Origin of the sequence: Mesorhizobium sp. M7A.F.Ca.US.010.02.1.1, from assembly GCF_004023085.1 — a bacterium.
Lineage (GTDB): Bacteria > Pseudomonadota > Alphaproteobacteria > Rhizobiales > Rhizobiaceae > Mesorhizobium.
The window spans coordinates 1-14,106 of record NZ_RZRV01000010.1 but is presented as its reverse complement, the minus strand read 5'-3'; the positions used below and the strand labels follow the sequence as shown (position 1 = coordinate 14,106).

The following is a 14,106-nucleotide window of genomic DNA, read 5'->3' as shown; positions in this document are numbered from 1 at the left end:
CTTGGGCTCCGACCTAGTCCAAGTTTACCGTAACGGAAACCCGGCGATTGGTGGAGCTACCAGCCTGACTATTTTCAGGCACCGCCGGTTCAAAGGTGCCCGCGCCCCGAACCAGCAGCAGTTCCGGGGCGACGCCGCGCTTGTTGAGAAGCGCACGAACTGTCTCGGCACGGGCGGCGCTGATCGACGCGTTGGCCGTCTCACGGCCCGTGGTGTCCGAATGGCCGGTCAACATGAACCGCGCAGTTACGCCTGACTTGCGGGCATTTTGGGCGAATTCCTTTATTTGATCCGCCAATCTGTCGAGAACCGGCGTCTGCTCTGGTCCCGGCACAACTTTGCCGGAAGAGAAGAAAATGTCGGTCGTCTGGATAGACTCTCTCAAATGATTGAGCTCTGCAAGGTCCAGCTCACGCAGTTGCGAGACATCCAGAACCACTCCGTCCGCCGAAAGTTGTTCAGCGGCGGCCTGCGCCCGGTTGATCCAGGCGGCAGGAGCCTCGCCCACGACAACGATGCGACCCTGGATGATCGAAAGTCGGACCGATTTCGGCGGCGTCAGCGACGCCGTCAGCCGCTTCACCACAAACTTCGGATCAAGGCTCTGGTAGAATTGCCACTGTGAATGAACGCGGGCAGGATCGACCTCCGTTCCGGACAGCAGAGCTTGCGGGTCGGCGGCAAGCGGGTCTCGCAGGCCGGAAATATAGAAATGTCCACCCCTGGTCGATTGTTGGGCGACGACAATTCCCGGTTGGGCCTCAAGTCGCGACACATAATACTGCCAGTGCTCCGCCGCGCGTGCTTCGGGGCTCACATCACGAACCTTGGAAATGTCGAATTCCGGTCCACCTGCCGAAAGCTGTCGGGCCGCTGCGCGCGCCCGATCTATCCAGGTGTCGGGAGCCTCGCCCTCGGCAATGATGCGATTATTGACGATCGAAAGTCGTACTGTATCCGGTGGATACAGCGACGCCGTCAGCCGTTTCAACACGAACTCCGGCTCAAGGCTCTGATAGAATTGCCATTGTGAATGAACCCGGGCGGGATCGACCTGCGTTCCAGACAACAGCGACTGCGGGTCGTCGGCAAGCGGGTCTCTCAGGCCGGCAATATAGAATCGGCCATCGCGTATTTTTTGTTGTGCAACGATGATGCCCGGCTGGGCCTCCAGTCGCGACACGTAGGCCTGCCAGCGCTTCGCCTCGAGTACTTCGGGGCTTACGTCACGAACCTTGGAGATGTCGAATTCCGGTCCGCCTGCCGAAAGCTGTCGGGCCGCTGCACGCGCCCGATCTATCCAGGTGTCGGGAGCCTCACCCTCGGCAACGATGCGCTCATTGTCGATTGATAGTCGTACTGAATCCGGCGGAGCCAGCGACGCCTTCAGCCGCTTCAGCACGAACTCCGGTTGAAGGCTCTGATAGAATTGCCACTGCGAATGAACCCGGGCGGGATCGACCTGCGTTCCAGACAACAGCGACTGTGGGTCGGCGGCAAGCGGGTCTCTTAGGCCGGCAATATAGAATTGGCCGTCGCGCGCCTGTTGTTCGGCAACGATGATGCCCGGCTGGGCCTCCAGTCGCGACACGTAGGCCTGCCAGCGCGACACATAAGCCTGCCAGCGCTGCCCGGATTGCCAGGAAAGAAAGAACCAACCGCCTGCCAGAATCAAAAACAGCAGGGCCACGGCGGCCACCAGCCACGGAAATCCCTCGTTTGATTCCTCCTGCTTCTGCTCCACGCAGGTCCGCAATTGCGCCTCTACCCCGGCCAACTGCGAACTGTCGCCGTCAAACTCTACTAAAGCCTGTGAGCATTCCTCATGGATGCGAAGCAATACATCGCGAACTATTTCATGCAATTCCTCTGGCGGATTTCCCCGGATCACCGAAACCAGGGTCGCAAACGGTCCAACTTCCGACCAGAGACGAAGGTCGCCAAAACGGATAGTGTCCAGGCCGCTCTGCTCTCTCTCGTTGAATGAATCTTTCACAAAATCTTGAATTGCACTAAGCATCGACGAAATCAGCTGGGGATCTTCGCTCGTCGCATTGTCGGCAGCTACATGCGCTATCAAAAGCCCGGAATTACGATTAATGAGAAAGGCATGCTCTACACGATAGATAAGAGAATGCTTTAGGACAACTTCCGAGAAGCTCGCACCTGTCCTCCAAGCTTCAAATCTCCACTTGAGCCCATGCCAGGTAAATATATGTCTTAAAGTTTCATTCAGTGACTGAAATGTCTGGTCGATCTTTTCCCCGATCGACTTGCGGATTGCCGGCAGAAACACCGGGTATAATATATCCGTCAGCGTGCGCGGGCTCTTCTGGATTGACCGTTGCACAGCCCGTTCGACAGCTGGCGCAAGCGCCTCGCCGAGCTGCGCATGAGTCGCTCGCGCGACCGCAATGGGAAGAACATCGCCCACCGCTGCCGCAAGCTGCTCGGGTTCGTCCAGCAGATGCGTAACTCGTGAAAGCTCCGAAATTTCGCGGCTGACCAGCAACTGGCGCAGCGTTTCCATGCGAGGATCGGCGGTTGGAACTCCGTCGAAACGCGCACGATAGTCCGGATCAACGTTCCGGGCAATTTCGACCAAAAGACGAGCCAGAGCCTCGCGATCAATTTCTGTATCGTTCGAGGCTGCTCTTTGTGGAAGACTGATTGGGTCGACGGTTGACGTCAAGGTCCCATCAACTCACTTTCCAGCTACGATCCGAGTTGCCCTTGCTGCCGACGGGATCCTGATTCAGACATTTCGCAACCTCTACAAACAGGCCAGCCAAAAGATTTCGGTCGGTCTTAACGTTGCTGAGATCGGCAAACATTTTCTCGATCAGCATCTGAACGCCTTCATTCTTCTGCTTAATTTCCTCACGCAACAAATGATCGTTTCGATTTATCCGGTCCGAAACGTCCCGCTCAAGCGCGCTCAATTGATCCGACAACGCACGCACCTGCTTTTCAAGTGCCTGGTTTTGCTCGCGAAGATTCCGGTCAATCTCCTTGTCGGCATCGGCTCGTGAGTCTTTTTCGTTCCGCAATTGCGCCGCGAGCGAATCGATCTGCTTCTTTGCATTTGACTCGTACATCTCAAGATTGCGCTTGGCTTCGGATTCGACATCCTTGAAGCGCTGCAACACCCGTTCTTCAAGCTTGGAAAAACGGCGGTCATAGTCCTGCATCTGGTTGCCGAACAGCAGATCGCGTATCTTGTCGACACCTACGGCGTCGCCGGCGCCCCCGTTTTCGCGAACCTGGGCCGCCATGAAGTTCAGCCCGCTTCCGTCTGCATTACCGATCAAATTTGCGTCCGCCTTGTTTGCGGAGGAAACGGCACTCGAAGTACTCGAAGATTCCTTGGCCATCCTTATACCCCTCTATTTGAACCACCTGCCACAGTGCAGAGACCCATAAACAGGTGAAGATGCCAGCAAAATCCGCGACCTGCAAGCCGGAATCTTCTTGGCGCAAGCCAATTTGCGTGCTCTTTTTACACGTCTTGGACCGGCCGAAAAAGCACCAGTACCGCTAGGTGTTGCTCTCGCCCCTCTCTGTGATAGCAACCATAGCCGTTTAATCTAATTGGTTATCGAGCGAAATCTACTATGAAGCCGAGTGATACAATGGCATTATGTATATCTATTTAGACAGATGTAAGTAATGAGTTTTCATTAGAAATTGCTAAAATAGCTGTTCCAGCGGGCAGCATATTGGCTCTCGCTCCGCTATATACTGCCACCATCAGCTTCCGGCGCGAGCTCAACAGTAGAAGGAGAATCTTCTTTTCACACGCGGAATCGCCGATCAAGAATGCAGCCCGGAATCGAGGTGTTTCGGTCGATAGGAGAGAGCAATAGGTCCCAATAGCTGGCAGTCATTCAACCAAAGCTTCAGTGGGCTTGCATTGTTGCGTCGTCGATTGCAAAGGACGGCAGTTTGCCATAGCCAGGCCAGGGACCGCAGCTTGTGGTCATGGCGCCGAGTTCAGGGATCGACATGAGTATGCGGCATGCTTGGCTTTGACGTGCATCTGCGACAGCCGGCGTCCGATCTCGGCGGCACGGATGAAATGCTGCGCCAGGCTTCTAACGTCGCTAGCAGGACAGGAGCAAGCTCGCACTGCAGCCAAATGGCGGCGCGACGGCTCGGAAGAGTTCACGGGAGACTGTTTGGATGCAGCATCCTCGGTGACCGTTTCCTTTGGCGGGAAATCGCCGGCTATGTCTCGGGGCTCTTGTACCTTCGAACCAGGCTTGGGTAAGACGGCATGGCGCATAATCCATTGGTTTCAATCGTGGTTCCTGCGCACAACGCAGAGGTGACGCTGGCGCGCGCACTCGATTGCCTTCTCGATCAGGAAATCGTGGATTGGGAGGCGATCATCGTCGACGACGCCTCCACGGACCGCACCCCCGCGATCATTGCCAGTTATGTGGAACAAGATTCCCGATTTCGGACGTTGAATTCTTGCGCCCGTGGCCCCGCCGGCGCGCGCAATAGCGGGATTTCGACGGCGCGCGGCCACTGGCTCATGTTTCTGGATGCGCACGATTGGGTAGACGCCAGCTTCCTCGCGAAAATGCTAGCCGCACTGGAGGCTGCGCCCGATTCAGTGGCCGCCTATTGCGGCTCCCAATGCGTGATGCCCGATGGCGAACTTATCTGGTTGAGCATCTCGTCAGAGGTTGCGATCCAGCCCTTTGAAACATTTGCCCGCCGGTGTGCCATCGCCACCCACGCGCTGCTGCTCGACCGGGAGACAATCGTCGAGTTGGGCGGTTTCGATGTGTCGCTGCGTACATGCGAGGACTGGGATCTGTGGCAGCGCCTCGCCCGTCTCGGCAGAAATTGGGTAATGGTCAACGAGCCGCTCGCCTTCTACCGGGCTAGCCCCAACTCGCTCACCCGCAATTCATCTCAAATGCTGGCCGACGCGGAAATCGTCATCGCCCGTGGCTTCTCTGCCGACTCCAGAGTCAAACACCCGGTGACTATCCACGCCAACGGAGCGAACTCGGCGGATGGCCGCACCGCTTCCGAAGCACTCGCGTGGTTCGCATTTTGGAACGCCGCGTCGGATTGCGGCGGCGGCTCGGGCTCGATCAACCCGCAGTCCCTGCGCGCGCTTCCGGCCGGACGCAAGTGGGCGAGTGAGATCGCCAAGGTAGCCATCAACGGCCTTGCGGTGGGAAGCCTGTCTGTGCCGGCGCAACTGGCTGCCAGGTGGGGAAGGTTCGGCCGCGCCATCACCGAGTTGATTACCGAACTCAGCAAGGTCTGGGACAATCCCGCAGCGGCTCGCCGCATCCAGTATCAGCTTGAGCAAATGCTTCTCGACGCCGACGATCTTGGCGCGCCGCGCAGGCTGGCGCGAACACTTGGAATCCGCGTCGACGCTCGAAATCCGACCTCGACCGAACTGCCGGAAGGAATCGACCAAATCTATGCCTACCTGATGATGGATGGCCACATCGAGGCCGTCGTACAATTCGGCGTGCTCGGGACAGTGACAAGGGATCATTGGATTGAACTGATCCGGAATTTCGCACCGCAAAAGGAGGCTGGCGCCAACACTCCGAACACGCTTCCAGCCCGGGCATTGTCAGGCACAGCCGAACGCGAGCCTGATCCGGACAGCCATTTCGGCAAACTCGCGAGATTGGCTGCGCAAGCGCGGGAGTTGGTCCGGTCGAGCGCCGAACCTGCGGAGCCTTCTGCCGCGCCGCGCCGTGCACGGCCCAGGCACGACGAGAATCGCACGTTGTTCTGGAATGGCTATTTCACGACCGAGGATCCCTGGAACTACGGTTCGTCCTATGAGCAGGAAAAATATGAGCGGCAACTCGAGATTCTGCCTGCGGGTCCCATCGGACGGGCACTTGAGCTCGCCTGCGCGGAGGGCCACTTCACGCGGCAGCTGGCGCCGCGAGTGGGCCATCTGACCGCAACCGACATCTCCGCCATAGCCGTGGGACGGGCCCGCGCGCGATGCAGCGATCAGCCGAACGTCGAATTCGGCGTACTGGATTTCTCCGCAGACACGCTGCCGGGTGAAATGGATCTGATCTTCTGTTCGGAAGTGCTCTACTATCTGGATGATCTCGCCGAGTTGCGGCGCATTGCCAAAAAATTCGCAGAGGCGTTGGCGCCTGGCGGCAGTTTCATCAGCGCCCACGCATTCGTGCTGCGTGACAATGTTGAAAGGACGGGCTTCGACTGGAACACATTCGGGGCACAAGCGATCTCAGAGGCGCTCGCAGCGACCGAAGGTCTCGTCCTCGAGCAGTCGATCCAGACCGAGCTCTATCGCATAGACCGCTTCCGCCGCCTGTCACCGCACGATGTAGTGACGGAACCGAGGATTGATCATGCGCCGATCCGCGCGCCCATCGGACTCGGGGTCGCCCGAAATATCGTCTGGGGCGGGGCGCGGGCCTTGCGCCGCGACGTCGCGCGCAGCGAGCGGCGGCCACGTATCCCTGTCCTCATGTACCACAGCGTCGCCGAAGAAGGTCCGGCTGCCCTCGCCCGTTTTCGGCTAACGCCCGCCGCATTCGCCAGCCAGATGGCATGGCTGCGCGCCAATGGCTTTCACGCGACCACGTCCGAGCAACTGGAACGGTCCATCGCCAACCGTCAGCCTTTCGCTGGCCGCCCAGTGCTCATCACCTTCGATGACGGCTTCCAGAATTTTGCCGACCAAGCCTGGCCAACCTTGCGCGCGAACGACCTGACCGCGGAAGTGTTCCTGGTGACTGACCTGGTGGGTGAAAGCGCGCAGTGGGATGCCGAAAACGGTCCGCCGACGCAGCTTATGGATGCCGGGACGGTGCGGCGGCTCGCCGCCGAAGGTGCGTTCTTCGGAAGCCATCTCGCGACGCATCGCGCGATCGATGGTCTGTCGAGCTCTGACTTGGCCGCCGAACTGCTGCGCTCTCGTATGTTCATCGAACGTTGGACCGGTCGGCCAACCTCGGCGTTCGCGGCACCCTTCTCTGTCACCGACCGACGGCTCGGCAGACTGGCCAAGGAGTCCGGCTATCGGATCGGCTTCGGCAGCAGACACGGGCCGGCGGACCTTAATTGCGATCCCATCGATCTTCCACGCATCGAGATTCGCGGGGATCGCTCGCTCGACGACTTTGTCGCCACCGTCGAGGCCATGCTCGATTAAACGGTGAACTTTGTCACGGTCATCGGTCCCGCTCACGTGCGCAAGATCGACGAAACGCTCCGCACTCGCCAGACTGCTGCGATCGCCCGATGTCACCCCGAGATCGGAATGACCTGCCCCGGCGGCTGAGTAAACACTGCCAAAATACCCGGCGCATCAGCATCTTCAAGCGCGGCATGCGTGGCACCTATCAGCCTTGCGCAAAAAAGCATCTGCACCGCGACCTCTCCGAATATGACTTCCGCCATAATTCACGCGTAGCCCCTGGCATGAACGACGATGCACGGGCCGGTCGCAGCCTCGATGGTATCGTCGGCAAGCGCCTCGCCTCGGGTTACTTCACACGGAAGCGAGCGACGGCGCTTAAGCCGAACCATAATAGGGCCTTTCGTAGGGTTCGGAGCTACCACCTGTGCAGGCTAACTGTATTCGATAGCCGCTTTTCCCGTGCAGATGGATTTCAGATTACGAGCAAATAAGTAAACGTCTCCGAAGTAATTCGGATACATTTCCACAAGCTTTTCTTTCTTATCTACCTCGACCAAGACAGCCTTCACCTCACTGCCCCTTAGCTCGATTTTTTGCTCGATCTCTTTCAGTTTTCGCGCACCTAATATAAGCGCCCAGAACGGCTCGATGGACAATTTATGATCTTTTCCATATTGAAGCAAATAGTATCGAGTTTTGGCTGCTTTATGTACGAAGTTTTCTGGGCAGTGAGTAGTATTATTGATTTTTTCTAGTATGCCGATCGCATCTATACGCTTGTTGAGATCCCGCAATTCTCGAACCCGGTCATTGTGATCCGGAACACTTACATGAACGGGGCACTGCTCAACGTGCGCGAATTCCGCCGACATAAGCTGGAAAAGGCGAAGCCAATCCTGGTCGCCCTCTCCGTGCTTCAAATCCTGGCCCCGGAATAGCCCGACAGCCTCAACCGCAGTTGCCCATGAGTGCTGAAGCTTGGTACGAACTTGCAACTCGATGCGTCGTCCGTCGAAAGCCTCGGTGTCGGCATCTCTGGGTCGGTATTTGAAAACAATATGGTGACTTCGATACCCGTCCGGCTTCGGCTCATCGATATAGTTAAACTCCCTAGAGTGGATCTCATGGGGGAACTTGTCTCGCATCGATGCGAGAAGCGAGCGAACACCTTTGATATCGGCCATGATCGCTCGGCAACCGCCGATGTCGTTCATGGTGTCCAAATTGGTGGTGGACTCTCGAAGCTTCCGACGAATGGATGCCATGCGCTTCGGCCGGGATGCCATGTCGCCCTCCAGTCGCAGGGCTCTTATGTGATGACCGACAGAGAACCGAACGCTGCGCATCGGCAGAAAGTGCGAGTCGCGCCAGCTATTGGCGATTGAGAAGATTTCGAGTGCGTCCACATACTGGCCGACAGTGATGTCTCGTCCGAACTGAATAGGTTTTGCCAGCCGGTCGCCTGCCTTGCGAACGGCTTTCATGCTGTAGGCAAGGCGCGGGTACTCAGTCATTGGAGCCAAGAAATCAAGATAGCCCGCCTCATTCTGGACTGGCCGGACTATCGCAGGGGAATCAGATCCCAAGAGTCATATCCGTTTGGGTAAGCGAAGTACCATAGCGCGCGACATCGGATCTCCGCGAGCGATCGTCTCGGCCGTATCTGCCTAGATCGCGCCCCTGGACATGACGCGGACGTAGATGCCGTCACGGTCAGCCAGCTTATAGTTCTTTTCAGTGCTTTAAGGGCGACGCCGACAACATAGCAATTGCCTCCTGAAAGATACCTCAGGACAATTGAAGGCTTCATGGCAGGAAATTGCCTTTTCTCCATCGCATTGGGCATTAAAAAGCACCACCGTGAGCCTTATTGCTCTGATGGTGGTACCTAGAAATCCGGGTGGGCGATATGCGAAGGTTCATCAAAGCCAATCGACGTTTGAGTGGGCCTGAATCATTCCCACTCGATTGTTCATGTCGGCGACGATCAGCGTCGGTGGCGGCAGTTCATCGAGGATTGGTCTTCGAACGATCTCCTCGCCATCGGCGGTGGCGCGACCGATCGGCCGCATGTTGAGGACGGCCATGCCGAAGCCGGATGCGACGGCCGAGCGCACCGTTTCATAAGAGCGCGTGCGAAAGCGCACCTCCGGCCGTTTCGCCAGCTCCTCGATCGGCTCTCGAACGCGTGAGGACGATGCTGGGAAATCTTCCTGAATGATCCGTGCGGAACATTGGAAACCTTCGGACGGGTTCGTTCTGGAGCCCAATGCCCTAGAGGCAGCAACAGAGACCGAAGCCAACCTAGCGCTCACTGCCGGACCGGGAGCCGGCAAGACGGAGATGCTCGCAACGCGCCGACTTTCTCCTGCGGACGCGAAGCTGCAGATACCCAAAGCGTATCCTTGCGATCTCCTTCAAGGTCGATGCCAGCACGAACCTCAAGGCGCGCGTAAGGCGCCGGTGCGGCCACCAGCTTGGGGAACGCTTCGACAGCTTCACATTCCATCGCTTCGTGCTCCGCATAATCCAGCAGTTCCGCCTCGCGCTCACCGGGCAGGACGTACTGGCTGCGGACTTCTCCGTCGGGCCGGCTCGCATCCAGGGCCAGTCGATTACATTCAGGGACATGATCCCTCTTGCGAAGACGATCGTCGAGGGCAGCGTGATCGCGCGGAACGCGCTGAGGAAACATACAGCCAGGTATTCTTGGACGAGTTCCAGGACTGCACCGATCTCCAGTACGGCCTCATTAAGGCCTGTTTCCTTGGAACCGGCGCGCAACTCGTAGGGGATGTCATGGAAAGACAGTCTATCGCTATCGTGCAAAGGGAATGCCTGAAATCCGCCTCCCAGGTCAGCCCGGCGATCCGGAATTCGAGGCTGCCTACGAAAAGGCGACGCAAGGCCAGGGCCTCAAGGCAGCTATTATCGACCTACCCGGTCGGGCGTTGCCAAAGACATTCGGTCATGCTGCGCGGCGGCTTGAAGCGACGATGGAATGGCTGGACTTTGACGAAGCGACGCAGCGGAAGAATGCCCGTCTTATTGAACGCTTCCTTCGGATGCAGGTCGATCCTGCCTGTCCGCTAACTTGGCGCGATACGCCCGTCGAACATCTCGACGCCGACCATCTGCGTTCGATTATAGAAAGCGTCTTTGCCGCCAACAGGACGGTTGCCAAGCACCTGCTGGTCGCAATCAAGAAGCTCTTGTGGGTGGGGATCGAAATTGAGAAATGGATCAAACCGCAGAACGAATCCTCACTGTCGATCCACGTCCGGATTCCTAATCGACCGCCAATCCCGCGTGGCGGGTCCCCATTCGGGAAAAGTTCGAGGCGCGCCATCCGATCGGCTCCCCGCCGCGCACCTGTTACGCGCTCGCCTTCTGGCTCGGCAACCGACGCGGCGATATCGCCTCGTTGGAATGGGACGATTTGGTATTCGAAGAGATCGAACTGTTCGATGGCTCTCTAGAGGTGATCGAGGCCTTCGATTTCCGGCAGAAGAAGAACCGCAACCGTCACGGCGGGCGCGAGATGTTTATCCCCATCGTCGACAAGCTCGCGCAAGCGTTGGCGCCGCTCGATCGTTCGAAAGGCGGGACGGTCCTGAAGACTGCCTATGGGCGTCCATTCGCGGAAAAGAGCCTCACCGGCATGATGGCACATTGGAACAAGCAGGCCGGCATTCCTGAGGGCTACACTCTGCACGGGCTACGCCGCACATTCGGCACTTATCTCGCCGAATGCAACATCCAAGCACGCGCCATCATGGAGGCGATGGGGCATTCTTCCATGACGGTGACGGACGAATATGTCCGAGAGGCCAACAAGAAGCGAATCGCTGTCGACATAGCCCGCGCCATCAACGAGCGTGAGGCCAAACGCGATGCGATGAAGCAGCGAGCGGCCCTGCGCGTCGTCAAGTAGGTGAGATCAACCGGCCATGCGCAGGGTGCTACATCGGCCGCCCATTCTCTGTGGGCCCATAACGGGCCCAAAACGTTTTGGGCCGAGCATATTTTTATCAATGAAATCAATGGTTATGGTGGGCCCGGAGGGACTCGAACCCCCAACCAAGCGGTTATGAGCCGCCGGCTCTAACCATTGAGCTACAGGCCCCACGCGGGCTGGATTAATGTTTTTCGCATCGCGGCACAAGGCTTTCCCGATGGGCTTCCGCAGATCGCCCAAATCAACCCATAATCGCGCTCTACGCGACCCCTTGCGACTTGATGCAGACCAAGGAGATTTTCATGACCAGACATCTTTTGCCTCTCGCGCTCGCCACTGCAATCGCTTTTCCGGCGATGGCTGGAGCCGCCGATCTGCCGACGCCGCCCCGCATCATCGTGTCGGGCGAAGGCGAAGCAACCGTAGCGCCTGATCTGGCGGTCCTGACGCTGAGCGTCATGCGCGAGGCCAAGACCGCGCGCGCGGCGCTCGATGCCAACAATGACGCCATGGCCGCCGTGATCGCGGCGATGAAGTCGGCCGGCATCCAGGACCGCGACCTGCAGACCGCCGGCATCCAGATCAACCCGCGCTACAACTACACCAACAAGCCGGACGGCAGCCAGGAAGCCGAACTCGTCGCCTATCAGGTGACCAACACGCTTTCGGTGCGGGTGCGCGATGTCGACAAGACCGGCGAGATCCTCGACAAGGCAGTGTCGCTCGGCGTCAACCAGGGCGGCGGCATCGCCTTCACCAATGACAACCCGGCGGCCACGGTCACCGAGGCGCGCAAGAAGGCGGTCGCCAACGCCATGGCCAAGGCCAAGACGCTGGCCCAGGCCGCCGGCGTCAGCCTCGGTCGCGTGCTCGAGATCACCGATCAGAACATGGCGCCGACGCCAATGCCGATCAACGCCAAGGCCTTCGACGCCGCGGCCGGTGCTGCGGCTCCGGTGCAAGCCGGTGAGAACGCCTACAATGTGCAGGTCACCGTCACCTTCGAACTGAAGTAGGCGGCTCTGACGATCCGTGGCTGAGCCTGACCACGGCAATCATCAGCCAATAGCGTGCATGAAAAACCCCGCGGGATTGCTCCCGCGGGGTTTTTTCGAGCCACACCCTTCAAACGGAAAGGGGCTCGGCTAGTCCCGGCTGATCTTCGTAGGAGATCATGCTGCCAGACCGACCTTCACTGAAGGTCGTGTCTCCCGGCTGATCCTCGCAGACGATCATGCCTCTATGATCCGCCAAAGCCGGCCTTAGCGATAGATGACGGGGCAGCCGCGCTCATTGGCGAACACGACGACGACGCGGTCGCCGTCCTGGCGGCCCATCACCTTCACCGTACGACGGCTGACGTCGACGATGCGGGCACGGCGCAGACCCATGCGTTCGGCCTTGTCGAGGGCGCGGTCCGGCGAGCAGCCACGGCGCCAGTCGCCACGGCGCTCGTCACGGCGATGGCGATAACCGTCGTCACCGGTATAGACGCCGAAACGCGGGTCGTTGTTGTTGCCGAAGCCGAGATAAAGGCTGTCGGCGTGAGCGGGAACAGCCGCCAGCGTGCCGAGACCGACCAGGGCCGAAAGGGCTGCCGTCTTGATCGTGTTGAACATCGTCTTCTCTCCTTTTGCGGGCCTTCGCCCCCTTGTGAACCGATGAGGGGGAGAATGCGCTTGCCTGTCTGAACTCTTTACGAACCTGCCGTTCATCTCCGGTTCATATGGCGGGAAGAAGGAAAGTTCCGGCCATTTGCCGTCGTCCCCAGCCCTTGGTGAAGGCCAGAACGCTGACTCGACGCCCCCGGTTCCGACCCCGCTGATTGGCCGAATGCATTCGAACGGGAGGCTCCTGCTCACCGTCGCTGGTCCTACGGCTCCTCGTCCAGCACATAGTCAAAATAGTCTTCCGGCTCGGCAAGATCGGTTTCGCTCGCCTTGACCCGGCCGCGCATCGAGATGCCGGCTTCATGCACGGTCTCGGCGCTGCCCGACACCAGCCGGTGCCACCAGTAGAGGTCGCGGCCTTCGGCCACCAGCCGATAGGCACAGGTGCTGGGCAGCCAGCTGATGGTTCGCACATTCTGCGGCGTCAGCCCGACGCAGTCGGGAACGCGCGCCAGCCGATTGGCATAGTCCGAACAGCGGCAGGTCTCGGCGTCGAACAGCCGACAGCCGACGCTGGTCCAGTAGATCTCGCCAGTGTCCTCGTCCTCAAGCTTTGACAGGCAGCATTTGCCGCAGCCGTCGCACAGTGATTCCCACTCGGCCGGGCTCATCGCCTCCAGCGCCTTGGTTTTCCAGAATGGCGTTTCCATTTCCGGGATGTGGCCCCAGCCGCGGGCAAGGTCAAGCGCGGCAATGGTCGCAATGCGGCTATCGCCAGGTGAATGACATGAAGTTGCCTTCAAAAGGTCGGTCAATCGCCCCGTACGGCCTCTATCCGTGCCAGACTGGAACCAATCGGCACAAGATCGGTTTCGGCAAGGATGGGACCCCACAAGGAGAATTTCGATGAAACGCCAACCACGGATTCTGGCAGGCACGGCACTTGGCCTGTTGATGGCATCCGCGCCGTTGGGCGCGTTCCCGCTTCAGGGAAGTGTCGCGTCCGGCCTTGCCCAGCGCACGGCAGCCCCATTCATCCTGGCGCAAGCAGCATGCGCCGAAGGCGAAGCGGCCGAAGCCTGCGCACAAAAGCAGCAGGCGGAACCCGAACAGAAGCGCGAACGCAAGAAGGCCGAGCCTGAACAGCAGGCCGCGCCTGCCCAGAGCGAGCAGCCCGCCGAGGAGCAGCAGCCACGCCGGAAGAAGCGCGACCAGCAGCAGCAGACCGAGCAGGCGCCGGCCGAACAGGCAGCACCCGCCGAGGAACAGCAGCCGCGCAGGAAGAAGCGCGACCAGCAGCAGCAGACCGAGCAGGCGCCGGCCGAACAGGACGCTCCAGCCGAGGAACAGCAGCCGCGCAGGAAGAA

Annotated in this window: 11 protein-coding genes, 1 tRNA gene and 2 pseudogenes; 7 read left to right on the top strand and 7 right to left on the bottom strand. The window is 59.2% G+C overall.

Annotated elements, in window-relative coordinates; translation table 11 throughout:
- Positions 1 to 13 precede the first annotated feature (13 nt).
- The gene (locus tag EOA19_RS13090) at positions 14 to 2,692 is read right to left on the bottom strand and encodes an OmpA family protein (protein ID WP_128303843.1); all 2,679 of its coding nucleotides are present in this window, start codon (positions 2,690 to 2,692) and stop codon (positions 14 to 16) included.
- Between the two features lie 7 nt (positions 2,693 to 2,699).
- Complete coding sequence (locus EOA19_RS13085; protein ID WP_031212622.1) at positions 2,700 to 3,374, bottom strand: hypothetical protein; 675 nt, start codon at positions 3,372 to 3,374, stop codon at positions 2,700 to 2,702.
- A 902-nt stretch (positions 3,375 to 4,276) separates the two neighbouring features.
- Between EOA19_RS13085 and EOA19_RS13080 the strand changes: the two genes are divergently transcribed.
- Positions 4,277 to 7,183 carry a glycosyltransferase gene (locus tag EOA19_RS13080; protein WP_128303842.1) on the top strand — a complete coding sequence of 969 codons (2,907 nt, stop codon included), beginning with the start codon at positions 4,277 to 4,279 and terminating at the stop codon, positions 7,181 to 7,183.
- A gap of 158 nt (positions 7,184 to 7,341) precedes the next feature.
- Positions 7,342 to 7,509, top strand: a pseudogene (locus EOA19_RS35875) (IS1595 family transposase); the annotation flags it as partial.
- Between the two features lie 93 nt (positions 7,510 to 7,602).
- Here the strand turns inward: EOA19_RS35875 and EOA19_RS13070 are convergent.
- Positions 7,603 to 8,757 carry a RelA/SpoT domain-containing protein gene (locus EOA19_RS13070; protein ID WP_245486161.1) on the bottom strand — a complete coding sequence of 385 codons (1,155 nt, stop codon included), beginning with the start codon at positions 8,755 to 8,757 and terminating at the stop codon, positions 7,603 to 7,605.
- A 336-nt stretch (positions 8,758 to 9,093) separates the two neighbouring features.
- A complete protein-coding gene (locus EOA19_RS13065) occupies positions 9,094 to 9,474 on the bottom strand; it encodes a hypothetical protein (protein ID WP_206638033.1) in 381 nt (126 codons plus the stop codon).
- Positions 9,475 to 9,485: 11 nt separating this feature from the next.
- Between EOA19_RS13065 and EOA19_RS36530 the strand changes: the two genes are divergently transcribed.
- Genes EOA19_RS36530 through EOA19_RS35865 form a run of 3 tightly spaced genes read left to right on the top strand, consistent with a single transcriptional unit; the run spans position 9,486 to position 11,105 of the window.
- The gene (locus EOA19_RS36530) at positions 9,486 to 9,962 is read left to right on the top strand and encodes a UvrD-helicase domain-containing protein (protein ID WP_348629834.1); all 477 of its coding nucleotides are present in this window, start codon (positions 9,486 to 9,488) and stop codon (positions 9,960 to 9,962) included.
- Between the two features lie 43 nt (positions 9,963 to 10,005).
- A complete protein-coding gene (locus EOA19_RS35870; RefSeq protein WP_245486159.1) occupies positions 10,006 to 10,650 on the top strand; it encodes a hypothetical protein in 645 nt (214 codons plus the stop codon).
- Positions 10,596 to 11,105: a site-specific integrase gene (locus EOA19_RS35865; protein ID WP_245486157.1), complete on the top strand. Its 510-nt coding sequence runs from the start codon at positions 10,596 to 10,598 to the stop codon at positions 11,103 to 11,105. Before EOA19_RS35870 ends, EOA19_RS35865 begins: the two co-directional genes overlap by 55 nt.
- 116 nt (positions 11,106 to 11,221) lie before the next feature.
- Here the strand turns inward: EOA19_RS35865 and EOA19_RS13050 are convergent.
- Positions 11,222 to 11,297: transfer RNA gene (locus tag EOA19_RS13050), tRNA-Ile, on the bottom strand.
- Positions 11,298 to 11,431: 134 nt separating this feature from the next.
- Between EOA19_RS13050 and EOA19_RS13045 the strand changes: the two genes are divergently transcribed.
- Complete coding sequence (locus EOA19_RS13045) at positions 11,432 to 12,145, top strand: SIMPL domain-containing protein (protein WP_128303841.1); 714 nt, start codon at positions 11,432 to 11,434, stop codon at positions 12,143 to 12,145.
- A gap of 246 nt (positions 12,146 to 12,391) precedes the next feature.
- Here the strand turns inward: EOA19_RS13045 and EOA19_RS13040 are convergent, their stop codons facing one another.
- Together EOA19_RS13040 and EOA19_RS13035 are read right to left on the bottom strand one after the other, a co-directional pair.
- Positions 12,392 to 12,748 carry a hypothetical protein gene (locus EOA19_RS13040; protein WP_023809642.1) on the bottom strand — a complete coding sequence of 119 codons (357 nt, stop codon included), beginning with the start codon at positions 12,746 to 12,748 and terminating at the stop codon, positions 12,392 to 12,394.
- 254 nt (positions 12,749 to 13,002) lie between these two features.
- On the bottom strand, positions 13,003 to 13,449 hold the full coding sequence (locus EOA19_RS13035; protein ID WP_013530173.1) for a YcgN family cysteine cluster protein: 447 nt from the start codon (positions 13,447 to 13,449) through the stop codon (positions 13,003 to 13,005).
- Between the two features lie 196 nt (positions 13,450 to 13,645).
- Here EOA19_RS13035 and EOA19_RS13030 point away from each other — a divergent pair.
- A pseudogene (locus EOA19_RS13030) lies at positions 13,646 to 14,106 on the top strand (flagellar motor protein MotB); the annotation flags it as partial.

Excerpts from the sequence above, each read along its gene's own strand:
- EOA19_RS13080 (WP_128303842.1), top strand. The coding sequence starts at position 4,277 with ATGGCGCATAATCCATTGGTTTCAATCGTGGTTCCTGCGCACAACGCA.
- EOA19_RS13040 (WP_023809642.1), bottom strand. The coding sequence starts at position 12,748 with ATGTTCAACACGATCAAGACGGCAGCCCTTTCGGCCCTGGTCGGTCTC.
- EOA19_RS13085 (WP_031212622.1), bottom strand. The coding sequence starts at position 3,374 with ATGGCCAAGGAATCTTCGAGTACTTCGAGTGCCGTTTCCTCCGCAAAC.
- EOA19_RS13045 (WP_128303841.1), top strand. The coding sequence starts at position 11,432 with ATGACCAGACATCTTTTGCCTCTCGCGCTCGCCACTGCAATCGCTTTT.
- EOA19_RS13035 (WP_013530173.1), bottom strand. The coding sequence starts at position 13,449 with ATGGAAACGCCATTCTGGAAAACCAAGGCGCTGGAGGCGATGAGCCCG.
- EOA19_RS35870 (WP_245486159.1), top strand. The coding sequence starts at position 10,006 with ATGCCTGAAATCCGCCTCCCAGGTCAGCCCGGCGATCCGGAATTCGAG.